Genomic DNA, 19334 nt, shown 5'->3' on the forward strand with positions numbered 1-19334 from the left:
ATGGCGACGAACGCGAACAGCGACTACCCGCTCGCCCCGGTGCAGTTCTCCCGTCTCACCAAGCGCGGGATCATGCTCGGCCTGTCCCTGCCGCAGTTCGTCGTCCTCGGCGTCGCGATCCTCACCGTCGTCGCCTCCCTCTACGCGGGCGGCGGGATGGGACTCGCGTGGACCTCGCCTCTGTGGGGTTCTGCGGCGCTCGTGGCGGTGATCCCCGCCGGCGGACGGAAGATCATCGAGTGGGTGCCGATCCTCGCCCGCTGGGTCGCCCGCACCTCCCTCGGGCAGCTCATCTACCGACGCCGGATCATCAAGCCCCGCCCCGCCGGAACCCTCGCCCTGCCCGGTGATGCGGCGTCGTTGCGGGAGTGGGAGGACCCGGAGACCGGTGCGGCAATGATCCACGACCCGCACGCCCAGACCCTCACCGTCATCCTCGGCGTCTCGCATCCGGCGTTCGTGCTCCTCGACCCGGGCGAACAGCAACGCCGCGTCGGAGGGTGGGGCCGGGTGCTGGCCGCCGCCTGCCGGTCGGGCAGGATCGCCCGGATTCAGGTCTCCGAGCGGACCCTTCCGGATTCCGGCTCGGGCCTTGCCGAGTGGTGGCGCACCCACGGCACCAATGACGGTTCCTGGGCCGCGACCACCTACGCCGAGCTGATCGACCGTGCTGGCCCTGCCGGGGAACGGCACGCGACGACCATCAGCCTCGCCCTGGACATGAAAGCCGCCGCCCGGCAGATCAGAACCTCCGGCGGCGGGATGCGAGGCGCTGCCACGGTGCTGCGTCAGGAGATGACGACCATGACGACCGCGCTGCGTGCGGCGGAGCTGACCTCGACCGGGTGGCTCACGCCCGGCGAGGTCGCGGTTGTTCTCCGTTCCGCCTACGACCCCGCCGCCGCGCCCGCCTTGGAGCGTCACGGTGTGCTCGGCCGGGACCTCGCGACCGCTGGCCCGGTCGCGGTCACCGAGACCTGGGACCGGTTGCGGTCGGACTCCGCGTTCCATGCGGTGCTGTGGATCAGCGAATGGCCCCGCTCGCAGGTCTTCCCCGGCTTCCTCGCCCCGCTCGTGCTGTCCAACGGCATCCTCCGCACCCTGGCCTTGCACTACACACCTGTCCGGGCGGACCAGGCCGCGCGGGATCTGCGGAAGAAGAAGACCGAGCTCATCTCCGATGCGTCCCAACGCAGGAAGATCGGGCAGGTCGAAGACGCTGCCAGCAGCGCGGAACTGGATGATGTGCTCCAGCAGGAGGCCGACCTGACCGCCGGGCACGGCGTCCTGCGCGTGTCCGGCCTCATCTCCGTGTCCGCGCCGACCGCCGACGAGCTCGACGCCGCCGTGGCTGCCGTCGAGCAGGCAGCCATCCAAGCGTCCTGCGAGACGCGGAGGCTCGCGGGTCAGCAGGCGGTCGCGTTCACCGTCGCCGCGCTGCCGCTGTGCCGGTCGGTCTGACCGGGCGCACCTGACGGACAGCCCAACCCCCCGCGACGGTGAGGAGCCGATCATGCCGACCTTCGATGACCCCCGGAAGGATGCGACCGAGGCGTATGAGGCGCTGCGGGGTCTCGCTCACGCCTCGCGCGCCTTCACCGAACCGGCCGACACCTATGCGGTGATCGGCGATCTGCTCGGTGGGGTGCGGTCACTGCGGCAGGTGTTCGAGCAGCTCGCCACGGCTCACATTGCCAACCGCGCCCGCGCCTACGACGACGTGGGAAGCCAGGCTGCCGGCGCGACCGCTGCTCTGGCCGCCGCCGATGAGCTGCACCATGCCGGTGCCCTGCTCGATCAGGTCGAATCCCGGCTGGACGCTGCCTCCCAGCAGTCCGGGCGCATCGCCTGGCATCCGGCCGACCCGGTCCAGGTGCCGGTGCGACGCTGGATCAGCGTCGTGTTCCTCGACGGCGCCGAGGCAGACACGGTGCTCGACCTCATCCACGCCGCAGGCACCGACGCCGCGATCGAGCACCTGGCCGGGTACGACCGCGGCGAGGACACCGTGCGCGACGCGCTCGCCAACGGATACGTCTACGACAACCCGCCGCGCGGAGCACTGGACCGGATGGCGACCAAGAACGTCTACACGCTGACCTACAGCCCGTTCCTCGGCCACGTCTCGCTGCTACGCGAGTACGACGCCGTGCCCGACCCGGCGCTCCTCGGCATCGACACCGCTCAGCCCGTCGCCCGGAGCGCCGAGCGGGCACCGGCCCGCGCCGCCCGTGCGGAGGCGACGGACTGGTTCGCTCGCACCCCGCGCGCGGCATTGCCCGGCCAGGGCCTTTCGCTGTGAGCGGGCCGGAGGAGGGCCGGCTGCACACCAGCGTCCTGGTCGGCCCGCAAGGCGAGCGGCGCCAGCACCGCAAGGCACGCCAGAGGGCCGCCGCCCAGGTCGAGGCCGAAGCCCGGCAGATGCGTAAGGACGATGCGAAGGCCAAGTGGGATGCGGAGCAGGCTGAGCGTCGCGCGACGACCTACCTGCCCGCCAGCGGCGAGCCGGGGCCGGCGGCGCTCCGCACGCCCGGCCGGTTCCGTCTCCCGAAGCACCAGGACACCTCCGCGACCCTCGCCGGGCAGTACCCGTTCCTGGCCGAGGGTGGCCTCGGCTCGGACGGGGTGTTCGTCGGGCAGGACCTCTACTCGGGCGGCAGCTTCGTCTACGACCCGTGGACCCTCTACCAGCGCGGCCATATCACCGCTCCGAACGTTGTGCTCGCCGGGATCGTCGGTTCCGGCAAGTCGAGCCTGGCGAAATCCCTCTACACGAGGTCGCTGCCGTTCGGGCGACGCGTCTACGTCCCCGGCGACCCCAAGGGAGAGCACACGGCAGTCGCGGAAGCCGTCGGCGGGCGGGCGATCATCCTGGGCCACGGGCTCCGCAATCGCCTCAACCCCCTCGATGAAGGACACCGCCCGTCCGCGGTGTCGGACGCAGAATGGGCGATCCAGGTCGCCTCGCGTCGCCGTGACCTGATCGGCGCGCTCGCGGAGACCGTGCTGGACCGGGTGCTGTCGCCCCTGGAGCACACCGCGATCGACCTCGCCCTGCGAGACGCGGTGAGCAGCGCGGAGGTTCCGATCCTGCCGATGGTCGTGGATCGCATCCTTGCTCCGAGCCCGGGCGACGACGAGGATGGGCGGCTCACGGAGGACGGGCGCCTCGTCGGCCACGCCCTGCGGCGTCTCGTGGCCGGGGACTTGCAGGGCCTGTTCGACGGGCCCTCGACAGTGCGGTTCGATCCGTCGCTGCCGATGGTATCCCTGGACCTGTCCCGCGTGGCGGAGAACTCGACACTCATCTCCGTGCTGATGACCTGCTCCTCGGCATGGATGGAATCAGCCCTCTCGGACCCCACCGGCGGGCAGCGATGGGTGATCTACGACGAAGCATGGCGCTTGATGGCCTACCCGTCGCTGCTGCGACGGATGGATGCCCAGTGGAGGCTCGCCCGCCACTTCGGGATCGCCAACCTGCTCATCTTCCACAAGCTCTCCGACCTCGACAACGTCGGCGACCAGGGCTCCGCGATGCGGGCGCTCGCCTCATCCCTGCTGGCGAACGCGGAGACCCGGATCGTCTACCGCCAGGGAGCCGACCAGCTCGGCTCCACCGCGCTCGCGCTCGGGCTGACCGGCACCGAGCAGCGGCTTCTGCCGTCCCTCGGCACCGGGCAAGGGCTCTGGCGCATCAAGGACCGCTCCTTCGTGGTCCAGCACCAGCTCCACCCCGCCGAGCTCGCCGCCTTCGACACCACCGGACGCATGAACGGGAAAACCCCGTAAGTTCACGATTCCTGAAGCCGGTTGAGGCGGGAACTTACGAGTCGATGGGTCGATTCAGGGTATCTCTGGGCGTGAGTTCGCGGCCGGGGCGCCATCTCGGGCTGGGAGGAGCCGCGGGATGAGGCGGACGAAGATGACCATGACGATGAGCTCGACGAGGGTCTGCGTGACGACCACGAGCGGGGCGAGGTCGAAGGCGGCGGGTAGGGCGAGGACGAGCGGGAGCACGACGAGGGAGTTGCGGGTCGCGCCGCTGAACACGATGGCCCTGCGCGCCGGCACGTCGAGCCGGGCGATCTTCCCGGCGACCGCGCCGATGGGGACCATGACCGCGGCGAACAGGACGTAGACGGGGATGGCGAGCAGCAGCGCGCCGAGTTGCTGTCCGACGCCGGCGATCTGCGAGGCGACGACGATCGCGAGGGTGAGCATCATCAGCGGCACCATTGCCCCGAGCACGACCTCCTGGATGACCGCGCCCCAGCGGGTGCGGGCGGCGGCGAGCTGGGTGAGCCCGGCTGCGACGAGCGGGAGGGCGATGAGCAGCAGGAACGCCTCGACGAACGGGGCAAGGTCCACCGCGGCCACGAACTCCGCGCCGACGAACAGCCACAGGTAGAGCGGCAGCAGGAGCATTTGCGCGAGCATCAGCAGCGGCGCGGCGGCCAGCAGCCGCTCCTTCGCGCCGCCGGCGATCCCGGTGAACACGATCACATAGTCCACGCACGGAGTCAGCAGCACGAACAGCACCCCGACCAGCAACACCTGGTCGGGGGCGACGATCCGTGACAGCAGGAACACCACGACGGGTACGAGGACGAAGTTGACGACGAGGATCGTGGTGAGGAAGCGCCAGTCGCGGAATGCTTGCCCGATCTTCGCGAACGGGACCCCGAGGAAGGTGGCGTAGAGCAGCAGTCCGAGCACGGGGTTGATCGCCAGCTCGGCCGGGTGCGCGACCGCAGGGATCAGCAGGCCGACCGCGGCGCCGACGACGAGCGCGGCGAGGTAGAGCGGCACCTGATGCCGCTCCATCCACTCCGCGCCTGTCCGCATGGTTCTCATCCTCCCAGTCTTCCGATTGGTCATTGGTCGCTGTATGGTCAGTGGATGCTGACTCTTGTTTCGCGGGTGGACGTGATGAACCGGCTGGGCCGGGCGATGGCCGACCCGACCCGCTCCCGCATCCTCCTGTCGCTGCTCGATGCGCCGGGGTATCCGGCGAAGCTCGCCCGCAACCTGGACCTGACCCGCACGAACGTCTCCAATCACCTTTCGTGTCTGCGAGGCTGCGGGATCGTGGTCGCCGAGCCGGAGGGCCGGCAGACCCGGTACGAGATCGCCGACCCGCACCTGACGGCCGCGCTCGTTGCCCTGGTGGATGTGACGCTCGCTGTCGACGAGAGCGCGCCATGCCTGGACCCGGCCTGCACCGTCCCCGGCTGCTGCGACACCGAGGCCACGGCCGGATGAGCGTGCCGTCGCTGACCGACGAGCGTCGCGCTCGGCTGCACCGCCGGGTGAGGTTCATTGTCTTCTTCACGATCACCTGGAACGTCATCGAGGCGATCATCGCGCTCTCCGCCGGCGCGGTCGCGTCCTCGGCCGCGCTGATCGGCTTCGGGCTGGACTCGGTGATCGAGGTCGCCTCCGCCGCGGCGATCGCCTGGCAGTTCACCCGCAAAGACCCCGAGCGGTGGGAGAAGGCCACGGTCCGGGTCATCGGGATCGCGTTCTTCGCCCTGGCCGCCTACGTCACCGTCGACGCGATCCTCGCCCTCACCGGCCTGCGAGAGCCCGAGCACAGCCCCGTCGGCATCGGCATCGCCGTGGCGAGTCTGATCGTGATGCCCGCGCTGGCGTGGTTCGAGTTCCGAACCGGCCGCGAGCTGGGCTCCAGGAGCGTGCGGGCCGACGCGAAGCAGCTGCTGCTGTGCATCTACCTCTCCGGCACCGTCCTCATCGGCCTCGTCCTCAACAGCCTGTTCGGCTGGGCCTGGGCCGACTCGATCGCCGCCCTCGTCGTCGCGGTGCTCGCGATCCGGGAGGGCATCGAGGCATGGCACGGCGACATCGAATCCCCGTTCGAGGTCCTCGAAGACCTCGACCACGACAACCATGAGGAGGTCGCCCCATGACCCACATCGGCCCGCTCAACAGCCTGCCGATCGCCTGCACCCTCACCCCCGCGGCGGGTAAGGCACAGCTAGAGAAGTGGCAGGCGTTCGACGAGCACTACGCGCTGGAGACCGAGCGCACGGACAGCCGTCTGACTATCCATTACGCGAAGGTGGATGACTCCACTCGACGGTTGCGGGAGCTGGTCGCGACCGAGAGCACATGCTGCGCCTTCGTGGACTGGAGCATCGACGAGTCACACGCCGACCTTCGGCTCGTCGTCACCGGGACGCCGGAGCAGCTTTCCGCGCTCAACGTCGGCTCCTAGACCAGCACTTTCGCGTTCGCGGCCGACCACGCTTGCGCCGCGACCTGGACGGCGTCCCACGGGGAGCCGAGGGGTGGGGTGTAGGAGAGGTCGAGGTCGTCGAACTGCTCGATGGTGAGTCCGGCGTAGAGGGCGGTGGCGTAGGTGTCCACGCGTTTTGCGACCTCGGTGCCGCGCCTGCCGACCAGTTGTGCGCCGAGCAGTCGCCCGTCGCTGGTGTCGCCGGTGATGCGGAAGTGGATCGGGTGGGCGCCCGGGTAGTACCGCTTGTGGTCATCCGCGGCGGCAGCGACTGTTGCGGGCGTGAAGCCGGCGGTGATCGCCTCGTGGTCGCGCAGGCCGGTGCGGGCGGCGACGAGGTCGAAGACCTTGACGACCTGGGTGCCGACGGAGCCGGCGAAGGCCCGGTCGCTGCCGAGGGCGTTCTCCCCGGCGATGCGGCCCTGCTTGTGGCTCGTGGTGCCCAGCGGCAGGTAGGTGACCCCGAGGAGGCGGTGGTGGGTGACGATGCCGTCGCCGGCGGCCCAGACGTGCGGGAGCCCGGTTCGCATGTGCTCGTCGACCACGACCGCGCGGCCCGCGCCGAGGGACGCGCCGGCCTGCTCGAGCAGCTCGGTGTTCGGGCGCACCCCGACGACGACGAGCACGAGGTCCGCGGTCTGCTCGAACGGCTGCCCGTCGCGGCTGCCGTTGACGGTGAGCCCGGCGGGGGTCTTCTCGATCCCGGTGACGGTCGTGTTCGTGACGACCTCGACGCCGTGGGTGGTGAGTTCGTCGTGGACGAGGGCGCCGAGTTCGGGGTCGAGGGTGGAGAGCACTTCGGGACCGCGCTGAAGCTGGGTGACGGTCATGCCTCGGGTGATGAAGGCTTCGGCCATCTCCAGGCCGACGTAGCCGGCGCCGACGATGATCGCCGACTGCGGCTGCCGGGTGGTGAGGTCGTGGTCGAGGGCGAACGTGTCGCCCATCGAGTGGATGACATGCGCCCCGTCCTCCGGGGACAGGGCTTCGAGGCCGGCGATGCCGGCGTGGGACGGGAGTGCGCCGGTGCCGACGATCAGCTCGTCGTAGGCCAGATCCTCGAAGGCGCCGTCGGGGGTGCGGACGGTGAGCCGGCGACCTGCGACGTCGATGCCGGTGGCGAAGGTGTTCAGCCGCAGTCGCATGCCGGTGGCCTCCAGATCGGCGCTGGTGCGGTGCGCGAGCGACTGCCACGGGGCGACCTCGCCGGTGAAGTAGTACGGGATGCCGCAGATGGAGAAGTTCGGATACTCGTCCGCCACCACCACCGTCACGTCGGTGCTGGGGTCGAGTTCGCGGGCGCGAAGCGCTGCAGAGATGCCGGCGTCGGAGCCGCCGATGGCAATCAGGTGGGTCATGGCTGGGCCTTTCGGTTCGGGAACAGCAAGAGGACCAGCCCGACGCCCACAGCGGCGCCGACGAGTTGAGCGGCGAGGAACCACAGCGCGGACGTCGGGGCGATGCCGGCGAAGGTGTCGGTGAAGATCCGGCCGATGGTCACGGCGAGGTTGGCGAACGATGTGGACGACGTGAACCAATAGGCGGCGCCGATGTAGGCACCGACCGCGGGAGCGACCACGGCGCTGCGGCCGGTGCGGGCCAGGGCGAAGATCAGCACCACCAACCCGGCGGTGGCGACGACCTCGCCGAGCAGATTCCCGGCCGAGAGCCGGTCGGTCGTAGCCAGGACGGTGGGCGTCTGGAACATCAGGTTCGCCAGGACTGCGCCGCCGATCCCGCCGGCGAGCTGCGCGGCGAGGTAGACCACGATCTCTGCCGGAGCGTGGCGGGTGCCGAGGAGGCGGTCGGCGAGGGTGACGACGGGGTTGAGATGCGCGCCGCTGACGGGCTGGAAGATCACGATGAGCACCGTCAGCCCGAGCGCCGTCGCCAGCGAGTTCTCCAGTAGCTGCAACCCGACATCTGCCGGCGAGAGGCGCTGCGCGGCGATGCCGGAGCCGACCACGACGGTCACCAGCAGACCGGCGCCGAGGAACTCCGCGACCGCGCGCCGCCACAACGGGACCGGGACGAATGTCGTGCTCATGTGCGGATCACCTTGACGACGATACATTGCTCAGTCACTATTGAGGTAATGAACATTGAGCGAACTGACCTGGCGGGGCGGGTGGCGCGGTACGCGGCCCTCGCCGATCCGGCGCGGCTGCGGATCATGGACCTGCTCACGCTGGGCGATGTCGCCCCGGTCGAGCTGCAAGCCGAGCTCGGGGTCTCCTCAAGCCTGCTCGCGCACCACCTGAACCAGCTCGAACAGGCAGGGCTGCTGCTGCGCACCCGGTCGGAAGCAGATCGGCGCCGCACCTACCTGCACCTCGCTCCCGATGCCTTCGCGGGGCTGACCCCGTCGCCGGCCCTCGGCGTGCGGCGGGTGGTGTTCGTCTGCACCGGCAACTCCGCACGCTCGCAACTCGCCGCCGCGCTCTGGCACGACGCCAGCGACGTCCCGGTGGCCTCGGCGGGCACGCACCCGGCGGACGCGATCGAGCCCGGCGCGATCGCCGCCGCGAACCGGCACGGCCTCACCCTCCGCGCTCCCCGCCCGCAGGCGCTGGAAGACGTGGTCGAAGCGGACGACTTCGTGGTCACCGTCTGCGACACCGCCCACGAGGAACTCGACGGCGCGGGCCGGGTGCATTGGTCGGTGCCCGACCCGGTGCGTGACGGATCGGATGCCGCGTTCGATGCCGCCTTCGAGGACATCGCCGCCCGTATCCACAACCTCGCCCCGCGGCTGACCACAACGAAGGGATGACTACGATGTCGCACCAGGAACCGCATGCCACGATCACCATCGACCAGGAGGCCGCCCTCGCCTCCGGCGCGGAGCGGCTGACCCGGGAGTTCGACGGCACGTTCGGACGGGAGACGATCGACCGCTTCCTGCACACCTCCTACGCCGACCTCGCCGCCCGAGCGACCGTGCCGAACTATCTGCCGCTGCTGACCGAGAAGTTCGCCAGGCAACGCCTGCACGCCCTCGCCAAGGTCGACGGCCTCCACGTCGACGGGAAGCCGACGGTGCTGTTCCTATGCGTCCACAACGCCGGCCGATCGCAGATGGCCCTCGGGTTCTTTCAGCACCATGCGGGCGAGCACGCGGTCGGCTGGTCGGGCGGCTCCGAACCCGGCCACGAGGTCAGCCCGGTCGCCGTCGAGGTGATGGCCGAGCGCGGCATCGACATCGCCGACGAGTACCCGAAGCCGTGGACCGACGAGGTCGTGCGGGCCGCGGACGTGGTGATCACGATGGGCTGCGGCGACGCCTGCCCGGTGTTCCCCGGCAAACGCTACGAGGAATGGTCCCTCCCCGACCCCGCCGGATGGACCCCCGAAGGCGTCCGGCCGGTGCGCGACGAGATCGAGGCTCGCGTCCTGAACCTGCTCGCCGAGCTCGGCGTCCCCGCGAGAACCTAGACCGCAGTACCCGCGGGGGCGCGGCCGAGCTGGATCACCTGCAGCACTCCTGATGCGCAGCAGGCACCGCCCTTGGCCCCGGTCGGGTCATCGAACAGGCCGGCCCCGCCGCACACGCCCGTGTCCGGCAACGCCAGCTCGACCCGTTGTGCAGCCTCGTGGTCTCCGGCAAGTTCGGCGACCACGCTGCGGACCTGCTCGTAGCCGGTCAGGGCGAGGAAAGTCGGGGCGCGGCCGTAGGACTTCGCCCCCACGATAAACAGGCCCGGCTCCGGCTGGGCCAGGTCGGCGGCTCCAGTGGCGCGCACCGACCCGCAGGAGTGGATGTTGGGGTCGATGTCGGCGGCGATCCGCGCCGGCGCCTGCAGCCGGGCATCCAGCTCCAGCCGCACCTCGGACAGGATCGACAGATTCGGTCGGAACCCGGTGAGCACCACGACCCGATCGGCGGGCTCGAGCGTCCGGCCGTCCTCGGCGACCAGGACCGCTCCCTGCTCCGCGGTGTCGATCCGCTCGATCCGGAACCCGGTCACCATGCTCACAAGACCCTGCTCGACCGCGGCGCGGGCGCGCTGGCCGAGTGCGCCGCGCTCGGGAAGCTCGTCAGCCTCCCCGCCGCCGAACGTGCCGCCAATCGTCCCGCGCCGCAGCACCCAGGCGATCCGAGTGTCGGGATGCTGACGGGCGATCCGGGCCAGCTCGGTGATCGCGGTCGCTGCGGAGTGCCCATTGCCGACCACAACCGTGTGCCGCCCCGCATACAGCTCGGCGTCGGCGAACGACGGAATCCGGTACGTCAGGAGCCCGGCCGCAGCCCCCTCGCCGAGCGCAGGCAACCCGTCGGCGCCAGCCGGGTTCGGTGTGGTCCAGGTGCCCGAGGCATCGATGACCGCCTGCGCCTCGATCCGCGACTGCGTGCCATCCGCCTCCTCGACGTGAACGACGAACGGCTGCTCGGCACGCCCGGCATCCACCAGCAAGTCGCGTCCCTTGCGGCCGACGCCGGTGACCTTCGCGCCGTAACGGACGCGATCTCCAAGAACCTGCGCGAGAGGCGCGAGGTATCCGGTGATCCAGGCGCCGCCGGTCGGATACCCCCGCTCGGGTCGCTGCCACCCGGAGGGCTCCAGTAGCCGAGCCGCGGCGGGGTCGACGAGCTCGGGCCACTCGGAGAACAGCCGCACATGCCCCCACTCCGACACCGCCGCCGCAGGACCCGCCCCCTGCTCCAGCACCAGCGGCGTGAGGCCCCGCTCCAGCAGACGCGCTGCCGCTGCCAGCCCCTGCGGCCCTGCGCCGATCACCACGACAGGAAGACCCACCATCCACTCCTCACATCGACTAACCTCAATACATCGAGAATCCTCGATACATCGACAGATGTCAATGCGACTGGCAGGATGGGAACCGTGACCATCGCACTCCCGCTTCTCGCCCGAGGCGACGCCGCCTGTTGCGGCACGGTCGCCGGCGGCGTGCTCGACTCTGAGCAGGCGGAGCGGATCGCCCGCGTCTTCAAGGCCCTCGGCGACCCCACCCGGGTCAAGCTCCTCTCCCTGATCGGCGGCAGCGAGACCGGCGAGATGTGCATCTGCGACCTCACCGACCCCGTGGGCCTGTCCCAGCCGACCGTCTCGCACCACATGAAGCAGCTCGTCGACGCTGGCCTCGCCACCCGCGAGCAGCGCGGCAAGTGGGCCTACTTCCGCGTCGTCGACGGCGCGCTCGAGAACGCCGCCCGGACCCTCCTGCCCGAATGATCCGCGTCGTCATCCGTCCGATGACGCCTGCGGACTGGCCCGCCGTCGAGCACATCTACCGCGAAGGCATCACCACCGGGCACGCCACCTTCGAGGCAGAACCGCCCGCCTGGGATGGCTTCGACAAGAGCAAGCTCCCCGGTCCGCGCCTCGTCGCCACTGACACCGACGGCGTCGTCGTGGGGTGGGCGGCAGCCAGCGCCGTGTCATCGCGGCCGGTGTACCGTGGGATGGTCGAGCACTCGATCTACATCGCCGACGCCGCACGTGGTCAAGGCGCCGGGGGCGCCCTTCTGGAAGCGTTCATCGCTGCCGCGGACACCGCGGGCATCTGGACCATCCAGTCGTCGATCTTCCCGGAGAACACGGCGAGTCTCCGCCTGCACGAGCGCTACGGGTTCCGCACCGTGGGCATCCGCGAACGTATCGCGCTGATGGGTTACGGGCCGCTGGCTGGCGCTTGGCGAGATACCGTGCTGATCGAGCGTCGTCGCCCGCACCAACACATGACGCCTTACATGCGAGCGCGACTGAGTCAGCTCGACATGAACCCGTGAGTTCATGAATCCTGCACACCCATCAGGACTCCTGCGAAACCTTCGGGAATCTCGACATTCCATCACGCTGACCGACAAGCGCCGCCATACACGGCGCACCTAGAGAGCACGGAACAACGCGCGACTCGCGTCGGTAACGAACTCACGGCAGTTGGGACACAAGCCCCACAGGTTCACGAAACCTGAACCCCTGCCCGCTTCGCACTCGCTCCGGCGGGTAAGGCCGGGTGCACCTGCTGGCTGGACGGCTCTCTCGTCGTCCGTTCACCGAGCCAGGAGGACAGCACATGTCTGCATCGCCCCTATCCCCGCCCGCGAACCGGAAGCACCCGCCGGGTGGCCTGTGGCGCCGCATGGCCTCGCTGCTGGTCGTCCTCCTCGTCGCCGCCGGCTCGGTCGTCCTCGGCACCTCCTCGGCGCACGCCGGCAGCCATGGCGTCGGCTACGACGAGGGGCTGGGGTTCCTCGGCGCCTACAGCACCGACATCGACGGCCGGCAGGCGTACTGCATCGACCTCGGCGCCGATGCCCCGTTCGGCCAGACCTCGGGGCCGCAGACCGTGGGCTCGCTGGACTCGCTTTCGCGGCAGCAGCTCGCGGAGCTGAACTACGTCCTGGATCGGTGGGGGCAGTCGGGCGATCCGAATATCACGGCGGCGGTCGCACTGTATGTGTGGTCGGTCGCTGATCCCGGCGTCTATAACAGCCACGGCATGTCGGGCGATGACTACTACGTCGCCCGCGCCCCGTTCGGGGTTCGGGGCACGATCCTGGGCAACCTCGCGGTGATGCGCCAGGAGGCCAGCGTGAACGCGGTCACCGACCCGTCGCTGACCCTGGGCCTGTCGATGTCGGATCAGTACGCCGGGACGCTGACCGTCGCCGCGCACCCCGCGTCGTTGCAGGGCACCGCGACGCTCACCGATGCGGTGTTCGCCGGCGGCGGTTCCTCCCGCACGGTCAGTGCCGGGCAGTACGGCATCACCGGCACCCCGGCGGACGGTGCGCCCTCGTATCGGATCGAGGCGTCGATGAGCGTTGCCGCCGCCGGGTACGGCGCTCAGGTGGACCTCTATACGACGCCGGGCGCGCAAAGGCTCATCGCGGCGGTTGCCGGTTCCTCCACGGGCCTGTCCGCGACCGAGCAGACGCCGGTGATCGACCTGGACTTTCAGCCGCAGATCGGCACCCAGGTTGCCGCCCGCTACGTCACTGAGGGTGAGGCGTTCGTGGACGAGCTGGCGGTCACGGTGACCAAGGGCACCTGGATCAGAGTGGGAGGTCAGCCAGTCGAGGTGACCGCGACCGGCACCCTCTATGGGCCGTTCGATGAGCAACCCGCCGAATCCGACACCCCGCCGGTCGGCACCCCGATCGCCGGCGCCGAGGAGGTCGTGCTTACCAGGCCGGGCTCCTACACCTCGCCGGGCACGATCACCGCCCCCGAGTCCGGGTTCTACACCTGGGTTTGGGCGATCGACAAGACGGCGCAGGGCGAGACGGGCAAGTATCTGACGGACTCGTTCACCGACAGGTTCGGGAAGGTTGCGGAGACCTCGGTGGTCCCGTTCCAGCCGCGCGCGGTCTCCGAAGCCGACCAGCACCTTGCCGTGCCCGGCGACGCGCTGACTGACACGATCACCGTGTCCAGCTCCAACGGGGCATGGCTCAAGCACGACGGGGCGTTCATCCCCGTCGTGCTTGAGGGCACCGCCTATCAGGTGCCCGGCACCCTGCCCCCGGCCCGCGACGGCACCGTGCCCGCCGGCGCGGTGCCGCTGGGCACCGTGACGGTCACCGCGACCGGCCCCGGCGTCTACACGTCGCCTGCGGTTGTCGCACCACAAGGCGGGTTCGTGACCTGGGTCTGGGAAGTGCGAAAGAGCACGCAGCCGGAGTGGGTACGCGACTACCTCGCCACCGACTGGACCGATGACTACGGCATCCCGGTCGAGACGACCTCCGTGCGGTGGCCGATCACGACGACCTCGCTGATGCGCGAATACAACGTCCACCCCGGCGGGCGCGCGTTCGACACCGTGACCGTCACCGGGTTCCCCGCGAACCACGGCGACTTCACCGGCGACGGCTACTGGCAGGCCGACGTGGATCAGCTCGTCCACACCATCTACGGCCCGTTCAGCACGGACGCGGTGCTCACCGACGACCTCGACCTGACCGACGCGCCCATGCTCACGAGCATCACGACGCCCGCCCGCAACGGGGTCTACCGTCTCGGGTACACCGACGCCGACCAGATCACCCCGACCGAGCCCGGCTACTACGTCCTGGTCACCACCTTCGAGGGCGATGACCGCGTACAGCCCTACCAGTCGTCCCCGGCGGACGTGCTGGAACGCTTCTACGTCCCACCGACGCCGGAGGTCGAGCTGCCGGTCACGGTCATCACCCAGGCCACCCCGGCCGCACTCGTCGGCGAGCCGTTCGGGGACACTGCGCTCGTGCAGGGCAGCATCCCCGACGGCGCCTCGCTCGTGTTCCGCGCCTACGGCCCTCAGCCCGCCGACCAGACCCCGATGTGCGAGATAGCGTTCTACGAGTCCGCGCCGATCCCGGTCACCCGGGCCGGCGTCTACACCTCGCCCACCAGGAGCGTCGACGAGCCGGGGAACGTCTACTGGATCGAGACCCTGTACGACGCCGACGGCGACGTGCTCGTGGAGGGAACCTGCGGCGCCCCGGGCGAGACGACCGTCGTCACCGAGCAGCCCGAGGGGCTGACCGTGACCACGATGGCCGTCGCGGAGGTCACCCTGGGCGAACCCGCGCACGACACCGCCAAGGTCACCGGCACCGTGCCCGAGGGCGTGACGCTGGTGTTCGAGGCGTACCGGCAGGACGACGACACTGCTACCTGCACCCCCGAGGAGCTGGTGTTCACCTCGGAGACCGTGCCTGTTGACGGTCCCGGCGAGTACGCCTCCGACGAGGTCGTGTTCGAGCAGGCCGGTACCTACTACTGGATAGAGACGCTGCACAACCGGGACGGCGAGGTGATCCACCGTGGCCTGTGCGGGGCACCGAACGAGACCACCATGGTGACGCCGGTGGTCGTCCCGCCGGACACTCCTGATCTGCCACCGGGGCTGGCTCTGACCGGTGGCGGGGACTGGATGCTGCCCGTCGGGATCGGTGCCGGGGTCTTCACCCTCGCCGGCCTGCTCACCCTCTGGTGCGGGCGGCGCCTGGCGATCCACCGGGAACGCACCGGATACGTCCGAGAGGAGGACCAGGACTTCCAGAACCTCATGGACTCCATGAACCGCTGACCGGCGGCACCCCCAACACCACGGTCAGCTTCCCCAGGAAGGGCGCGAACCCCGGCCGGTTCGCGCCCTTCCGCCCTGTGCCCGGTCGGAGGCGGCGGGCGCACCTGTTCGGTGAGCACCCCGGCAGGAGGACATGATGACCGACAACGATGATGCGCGCGTGGCTCTGGCGGTCGTCTCCGAACCCGGCGACCGCGTCACCGGGACCCTTCTCGCCGCTGTCGGCGCGGCCGAGACGCTGCGGCTGATCACATCTGAAACGCCGCTGCCCGCGGTCGTCGACCCGGTCGAGGGCGGGCTCTGGCGGGGACGACTGGCCTCGCGCCTGACGGCGGCCAGCGTCGACCGAGTGCGGGAGCACAGTGACCGGCTCGGGCTGCGGATCATCACCCCTGACGCTGCCGGATGGCCGGAAGGGCTGTCCGATCTTGGCGTCCTCGCGCCGGTCGCGCTATGGGCCAAGGGCGACATCGGGGTACTGTCCAGTTCGCTCGGAAGCCGGGTCACGATCGTCGGCGCACGCGCTGCCACCGGGTATGGCGAGCACGTCGCCACCGAACTCGCCCGTGACCTCGCTGAACTCCCCCGAGTGGTCGTCTCCGGCGGGGCATACGGGATCGACGGGGCCGCGCACCGTGCCGCGCTCGCCACCCGCCCCGGCGCCACGATCGCGATCCTCGCGGGAGGGTTGGACCGCTACTACCCCGCCGGGCACCAGGAGTTGCTCAGCAGGGTCGCGGAGTCCGGCGTCGTCGCCTCCGAACTGCCACCCGGGGCAGCGCCGACCAGGTGGAGGTTCCTGCAACGAAACCGGCTGCTGGCGGCGATCTCCGCCTCGACCGTCGTCGTGGAAGCCGGATACCGGTCCGGTTCGCTGAACACTGCCGCCCACGCCCACGCGCTCGGCCGGCCCGTGGGAGCCGTCCCCGGCCCGATCACCAGTGCGGCATCCGCTGGCTGCCACCGGCTGCTGCACGAACGGATCGCCACCGTCATCACCAGCACCACAGACATCACCAACCTCAGCGAACCGGCCACGCCATCTGCCGCGACCCTGCGCCCGGCAATCTCTGTCAGGCCGCCGGCGCAGACGCTCTAAGGAGCCAGCGGCGCACCTGCCGGTCATGACCACTCCGCTGCCCCTCACCCACCCAAGCCCAGAACCACGGGAGTCCGCCTGATGCCGCGGCCCCGTTACCGGCGAAACATCGGCGTCCCTGAGCAGGTGGAGGTTCCCGTGGTGCTGCCGCTGGTGATCATGACCGTCGCCGATGACGACACGATGAACGCAGTCGTCGACGGCGTCCCGTATCTCCCGGCCGCGTTCGCACCGCCGTGGCGGCGGGACTCGTTCGCGATGATCCTCGACCAGCTGACGGCCCGGCACCGAACCCCGCTGCGAGTAGAGGTCCGCGAGGCCGACGGCACCGTGTTCACCGACATCATCACCCCCGCACGAACCCGCACCCTGCTTCCAGCGCAGACGCCCGATCCAGAACCCGCCGCCGACCCGCCACCGGTTCCTGCCGCAGGCGTTCTGGTCGGGTTGGTCGAGTCAGGGTTCGTGCCCGGCGAGGACATCGCCGTCGCTGTCGTAATCGGTCACTCCGACGCCGCCCCGGACGGCACCGCTCGAGGCCTCCTCACCAGAACGCAGCTGGCCGCAAGCCCGACGAGGGAGGTGATCCTGCTGGGCAGGGTCTCCGGGACCCTCACGATCGGGCACCCGGAATGAGCACCCCACGGCCCTCCGGATCGCTCGGAGACGAACTGTCGAACCTCGGAATCGGCGTCCTGATCAGCGCGGCGATCCTCGCCTGCATCCTGCGGGCAGCGGGATCTGCCGCCGCTTGGGTCGCCGGCATCCCGCAGCCCACCGGCGGCATCGAGACTGGGCTGGGCGTGCTGCTGACCCCCGCAGACCCGGCAACCGCGCTCCACGCACCCGGCCTGCACCCCGTCGTCTACTGGATCACTGCGGGACTGCTCCTCGTCGGAGCCGGAACGGCGGGATGGTGGGTGTGGCGGGCACTTCGCGACCACACCCGGCAGACGAACATGGATCCGTACCGGATCGCCGGGATCGCCACCCGGGCCGATGTTGCACGGCATGCCTCCACCGCAGCGCTGCTGCGCCGCGCACGGCACCTGCGCCCCTCCCTGTCCTCGCCCGGGCCCGGGCCCGGGGATGTCGGCTACCGGATCGGCACCTCCCGCGGGCGTGAGGTGTGGGCGTCGGTCGAAGACAGCATCCTGCTGATCGGGCCGCCCCGGTCGGGGAAGGGCGCGCACATCGTCATCAACACGATCCTCGACGCGCCCGGCGCAGTCATCACCACCAGCACCAGGCCCGACAACCTCACCGCCACCCTTCATGCCCGGGGGCGCATCGGGCCGGTGGCTGTGTTCGACCCGCAGCACCTCGCCGACGGCATCCCCGCCGGGCTCCGCTGGTCGCCGATCCGCGGGTGCGAGGACCCGCTGACCGCGATGATCCGCGCCACCGGTCTCGCCGCCGGCACCGGCCTCTCCGCAGGTGGTGTCGAAGGGGGTGGGTTCTGGGAAGGCAAGACCCGCACCGCACTCCAAGCCCTCCTCCACGCCGCAGCCCTCGACCACCGGCCACCCGCCGAGCTGTTCCGGTGGACCCTCGACCCATCTGCCGCCGCCGACGCCGTCGCGATCCTCACCACCCATCCTGGTGCCGCGACCGGATGGTCCGACTCGCTCCAGGCGATGATCGAATCCGATCCGAGAACCCGTGACTCCATCTGGCAGGGCGTGTCCCTCGCCCTAGCCGCCCTCGCAGACCCGCGCGTCCTCGACGCCGTGACCCCCGGTGAGGGTGAGGACTTCGACCCGGAAGCGTTCCTCCATGCGAAAGGAACCCTCTACCTCCTCGCCACCGGAGCCGGAGCGAACAACTCCGCCTCCCTGGTAGCCGCGTTCGTGGAAGACCTCGTTGAAGCAGCCCGGCGCCTCGCCGCCCGCAGTCCCGGTGCACGCCTGGACCCACCCGTGCTCCTCGCCCTCGACGAAGTCGGCAACCTCGCGCCACTGCCCTCACTGCCGACGTTGATGGCCGAAGGCGGCGGCACCGGCATCACCACCATGCCCGTGCTGCAATCCCTCGCCCAAGCACGCGAGAAATGGTCGGAGAACGCCGCCTCCGCGATCTGGGACGCCTCGATCGTCAAGATCGTCCTCGGCGGAGCTTCCAACAGCCGCGACCTCCACGACCTCACTACCCTCATCGGAGAACGAGACGAGATCACAGACTCCACCACCATCGGCGACCACGGCACCCGCTCCGCGCAGCGCTCCATCCGCCGCGTCCCGATCATGCCGCCCGACACCATCCGCACCCTCCCATTCGGCACCGCACTCGTACTCCTACGCTCCTCGCCACCCATCGTCACCCGCATGCGCACCTGGACCACCCGACCCGACGCAAAACACCTGCGCGCAGACCGCGCCGACATCGAGGCGATGCTGCGGCGTCCCCCGATGGGGAGCACGGGCGCACCTGACTGAGGAAGCGACCCAGTCACCGTGTCGCCGTGAGAGCAGGAGGAGCCCCGATGAGTATCCGTACCTATCAGTCGTTCTCGGGATACATCGCGACCGACCCGAGCATCGAGCCCACCCGGGACGACACGCCCCGGTTCTACGCCCGGGCCGGGCAACGCCAGGCTCAGCGGGAAGCCGACGGGTCGTTCACGAAGCTGCCGACCCAGTACATGCCGGTCGTGGCTCTCGGGACCGCCGCCGAAGAAGCTGCGCTGCTGAGCCGGGGCGATGACTTCGTCGCAGAGGGCCGCATCCGCACCGTCAGCTACGAGAAGGACGGCGCACAGGTCGAGGGCGAGGAGTTCGAGATCTTCAAGATCGGCCGGCGCCCGAGCGACAACGAACGCACTGCAGAAGGCAGCACGCCACGACGGGCATCGCAGTCCCGTGAGATCCCGTCGGAGTTCACCGGGCCGCGCGCAGCGCCGACTGCCGCTGCAGCGCGGGCCATGTGAGACGGGCG

General features: G+C 70.1%; 19 protein-coding genes. 15 read left to right on the forward strand and 4 right to left on the reverse strand.

Features of this window, described 5'->3' with window-relative positions; translation table 11 throughout:
* From N1031_RS06645 to N1031_RS06655, 3 genes are read left to right on the forward strand one after another with little or no spacing between them, the layout of a single operon-like run.
* The gene (locus N1031_RS06645; protein ID WP_259478820.1) at positions 1-1461 is read left to right on the forward strand and encodes an SCO6880 family protein; all 1461 of its coding nucleotides are present in this window, start codon (positions 1-3) and stop codon (positions 1459-1461) included.
* Between the two features lie 52 nt (positions 1462-1513).
* Positions 1514-2302 carry a hypothetical protein gene (locus N1031_RS06650; protein WP_259478821.1) on the forward strand — a complete coding sequence of 263 codons (789 nt, stop codon included), beginning with the start codon at positions 1514-1516 and terminating at the stop codon, positions 2300-2302.
* Positions 2299-3792: a putative type IV secretion/conjugal transfer ATPase gene (locus N1031_RS06655; protein ID WP_259478822.1), complete on the forward strand. Its 1494-nt coding sequence runs from the start codon at positions 2299-2301 to the stop codon at positions 3790-3792. The genes N1031_RS06650 and N1031_RS06655 overlap by 4 nt, the downstream gene beginning before the upstream one ends.
* 54 nt (positions 3793-3846) lie before the next feature.
* On the opposite strand, the gene N1031_RS06660 is transcribed toward N1031_RS06655, so the two are convergent.
* The gene (locus N1031_RS06660; RefSeq protein ID WP_259478935.1) at positions 3847-4848 is read right to left on the reverse strand and encodes an arsenic resistance protein; all 1002 of its coding nucleotides are present in this window, start codon (positions 4846-4848) and stop codon (positions 3847-3849) included.
* A gap of 54 nt (positions 4849-4902) precedes the next feature.
* Between N1031_RS06660 and cmtR the strand changes: the two genes are divergently transcribed.
* Genes cmtR through N1031_RS06675 form a run of 3 tightly spaced genes read left to right on the forward strand, consistent with a single transcriptional unit; the run spans position 4903 to position 6238 of the window.
* Positions 4903-5265 (forward strand): Cd(II)/Pb(II)-sensing metalloregulatory transcriptional regulator CmtR, encoded by a 363-nt coding sequence (gene cmtR, locus N1031_RS06665; RefSeq protein ID WP_259478823.1) that lies wholly within the window; start codon positions 4903-4905, stop codon positions 5263-5265.
* Complete coding sequence (locus tag N1031_RS06670; RefSeq protein WP_259478824.1) at positions 5262-5930, forward strand: cation diffusion facilitator family transporter; 669 nt, start codon at positions 5262-5264, stop codon at positions 5928-5930. The genes cmtR and N1031_RS06670 overlap by 4 nt, the downstream gene beginning before the upstream one ends.
* A complete protein-coding gene (locus tag N1031_RS06675) occupies positions 5927-6238 on the forward strand; it encodes a hypothetical protein (RefSeq protein WP_259478825.1) in 312 nt (103 codons plus the stop codon). The genes N1031_RS06670 and N1031_RS06675 overlap by 4 nt, the downstream gene beginning before the upstream one ends.
* Here N1031_RS06675 and N1031_RS06680 read toward each other — a convergent pair.
* Positions 6235-7617 (reverse strand): FAD-dependent oxidoreductase, encoded by a 1383-nt coding sequence (locus N1031_RS06680; protein WP_259478826.1) that lies wholly within the window; start codon positions 7615-7617, stop codon positions 6235-6237. The two genes, N1031_RS06675 and N1031_RS06680, sit on opposite strands and share 4 nt — an antisense overlap.
* Positions 7614-8306, reverse strand: coding sequence for an aquaporin (locus N1031_RS06685; RefSeq protein ID WP_259478827.1), 693 nt, complete (start codon positions 8304-8306; stop codon positions 7614-7616). The genes N1031_RS06680 and N1031_RS06685 overlap by 4 nt, the downstream gene beginning before the upstream one ends.
* Before the next feature lie 48 nt (positions 8307-8354).
* On the opposite strand from N1031_RS06685, the gene N1031_RS06690 reads away from it, so the two are divergent.
* Together N1031_RS06690 and N1031_RS06695 are read left to right on the forward strand one after the other, a co-directional pair.
* A complete protein-coding gene (locus N1031_RS06690; RefSeq protein WP_259478936.1) occupies positions 8355-9032 on the forward strand; it encodes an arsenate reductase/protein-tyrosine-phosphatase family protein in 678 nt (225 codons plus the stop codon).
* 5 nt (positions 9033-9037) lie between these two features.
* Positions 9038-9694 (forward strand): arsenate reductase ArsC, encoded by a 657-nt coding sequence (locus N1031_RS06695; protein ID WP_259478828.1) that lies wholly within the window; start codon positions 9038-9040, stop codon positions 9692-9694.
* Here N1031_RS06695 and N1031_RS06700 read toward each other — a convergent pair.
* Positions 9691-11019: an NAD(P)-binding domain-containing protein gene (locus N1031_RS06700; protein WP_259478829.1), complete on the reverse strand. Its 1329-nt coding sequence runs from the start codon at positions 11017-11019 to the stop codon at positions 9691-9693. The two genes, N1031_RS06695 and N1031_RS06700, sit on opposite strands and share 4 nt — an antisense overlap.
* Positions 11020-11094: 75 nt before the next feature.
* Here N1031_RS06700 and N1031_RS06705 point away from each other — a divergent pair, with 75 nt between their 5' ends.
* The 7 genes from N1031_RS06705 to N1031_RS06735 all read left to right on the forward strand — a co-directional run bounded on the left by N1031_RS06705 (position 11095) and on the right by N1031_RS06735 (position 19326).
* The gene (locus tag N1031_RS06705; RefSeq protein ID WP_259478830.1) at positions 11095-11454 is read left to right on the forward strand and encodes an ArsR/SmtB family transcription factor; all 360 of its coding nucleotides are present in this window, start codon (positions 11095-11097) and stop codon (positions 11452-11454) included.
* Complete coding sequence (locus tag N1031_RS06710; protein ID WP_259478831.1) at positions 11451-12011, forward strand: GNAT family N-acetyltransferase; 561 nt, start codon at positions 11451-11453, stop codon at positions 12009-12011. Before N1031_RS06705 ends, N1031_RS06710 begins: the two co-directional genes overlap by 4 nt.
* Before the next feature lie 353 nt (positions 12012-12364).
* Positions 12365-15301, forward strand: a complete 2937-nt coding sequence (locus N1031_RS06715) for an RHS repeat domain-containing protein (RefSeq protein ID WP_259478832.1) — start codon at positions 12365-12367, stop codon at positions 15299-15301.
* 136 nt (positions 15302-15437) lie between these two features.
* Positions 15438-16400: a DNA-processing protein DprA gene (gene dprA / locus N1031_RS06720; protein WP_259478833.1), complete on the forward strand. Its 963-nt coding sequence runs from the start codon at positions 15438-15440 to the stop codon at positions 16398-16400.
* 138 nt (positions 16401-16538) lie between these two features.
* Complete coding sequence (locus N1031_RS06725; RefSeq protein WP_259478834.1) at positions 16539-17036, forward strand: hypothetical protein; 498 nt, start codon at positions 16539-16541, stop codon at positions 17034-17036.
* Positions 17033-18835 (forward strand): type IV secretory system conjugative DNA transfer family protein, encoded by a 1803-nt coding sequence (locus N1031_RS06730; protein ID WP_259478835.1) that lies wholly within the window; start codon positions 17033-17035, stop codon positions 18833-18835. Before N1031_RS06725 ends, N1031_RS06730 begins: the two co-directional genes overlap by 4 nt.
* 47 nt (positions 18836-18882) lie before the next feature.
* Positions 18883-19326, forward strand: coding sequence for a single-stranded DNA-binding protein (locus tag N1031_RS06735; RefSeq protein WP_259478836.1), 444 nt, complete (start codon positions 18883-18885; stop codon positions 19324-19326).
* The last annotated feature ends 8 nt before the right edge of the window (positions 19327-19334 follow it).

Origin of the sequence: Herbiconiux moechotypicola (assembly GCF_024979255.1) — a bacterium.
GTDB classification, from domain to species: Bacteria; Actinomycetota; Actinomycetes; order Actinomycetales; family Microbacteriaceae; genus Herbiconiux; species Herbiconiux moechotypicola.

Excerpts from the sequence above, each read along its gene's own strand:
- N1031_RS06645 (WP_259478820.1), top strand. The coding sequence starts at position 1 with ATGGCGACGAACGCGAACAGCGACTACCCGCTCGCCCCGGTGCAGTTC.
- N1031_RS06650 (WP_259478821.1), top strand. The coding sequence starts at position 1,514 with ATGCCGACCTTCGATGACCCCCGGAAGGATGCGACCGAGGCGTATGAG.
- N1031_RS06660 (WP_259478935.1), bottom strand. The coding sequence starts at position 4,848 with ATGCGGACAGGCGCGGAGTGGATGGAGCGGCATCAGGTGCCGCTCTAC.
- cmtR (WP_259478823.1), top strand. The coding sequence starts at position 4,903 with ATGCTGACTCTTGTTTCGCGGGTGGACGTGATGAACCGGCTGGGCCGG.
- N1031_RS06670 (WP_259478824.1), top strand. The coding sequence starts at position 5,262 with ATGAGCGTGCCGTCGCTGACCGACGAGCGTCGCGCTCGGCTGCACCGC.
- N1031_RS06675 (WP_259478825.1), top strand. The coding sequence starts at position 5,927 with ATGACCCACATCGGCCCGCTCAACAGCCTGCCGATCGCCTGCACCCTC.
- N1031_RS06680 (WP_259478826.1), bottom strand. The coding sequence starts at position 7,617 with ATGACCCACCTGATTGCCATCGGCGGCTCCGACGCCGGCATCTCTGCA.
- N1031_RS06685 (WP_259478827.1), bottom strand. The coding sequence starts at position 8,306 with ATGAGCACGACATTCGTCCCGGTCCCGTTGTGGCGGCGCGCGGTCGCG.
- N1031_RS06690 (WP_259478936.1), top strand. The coding sequence starts at position 8,355 with ATGAACATTGAGCGAACTGACCTGGCGGGGCGGGTGGCGCGGTACGCG.
- N1031_RS06695 (WP_259478828.1), top strand. The coding sequence starts at position 9,038 with ATGTCGCACCAGGAACCGCATGCCACGATCACCATCGACCAGGAGGCC.
- N1031_RS06700 (WP_259478829.1), bottom strand. The coding sequence starts at position 11,019 with ATGGTGGGTCTTCCTGTCGTGGTGATCGGCGCAGGGCCGCAGGGGCTG.
- N1031_RS06705 (WP_259478830.1), top strand. The coding sequence starts at position 11,095 with ATGGGAACCGTGACCATCGCACTCCCGCTTCTCGCCCGAGGCGACGCC.
- N1031_RS06710 (WP_259478831.1), top strand. The coding sequence starts at position 11,451 with ATGATCCGCGTCGTCATCCGTCCGATGACGCCTGCGGACTGGCCCGCC.
- N1031_RS06715 (WP_259478832.1), top strand. The coding sequence starts at position 12,365 with ATGGCCTCGCTGCTGGTCGTCCTCCTCGTCGCCGCCGGCTCGGTCGTC.
- dprA (WP_259478833.1), top strand. The coding sequence starts at position 15,438 with ATGACCGACAACGATGATGCGCGCGTGGCTCTGGCGGTCGTCTCCGAA.
- N1031_RS06730 (WP_259478835.1), top strand. The coding sequence starts at position 17,033 with ATGAGCACCCCACGGCCCTCCGGATCGCTCGGAGACGAACTGTCGAAC.
- N1031_RS06735 (WP_259478836.1), top strand. The coding sequence starts at position 18,883 with ATGAGTATCCGTACCTATCAGTCGTTCTCGGGATACATCGCGACCGAC.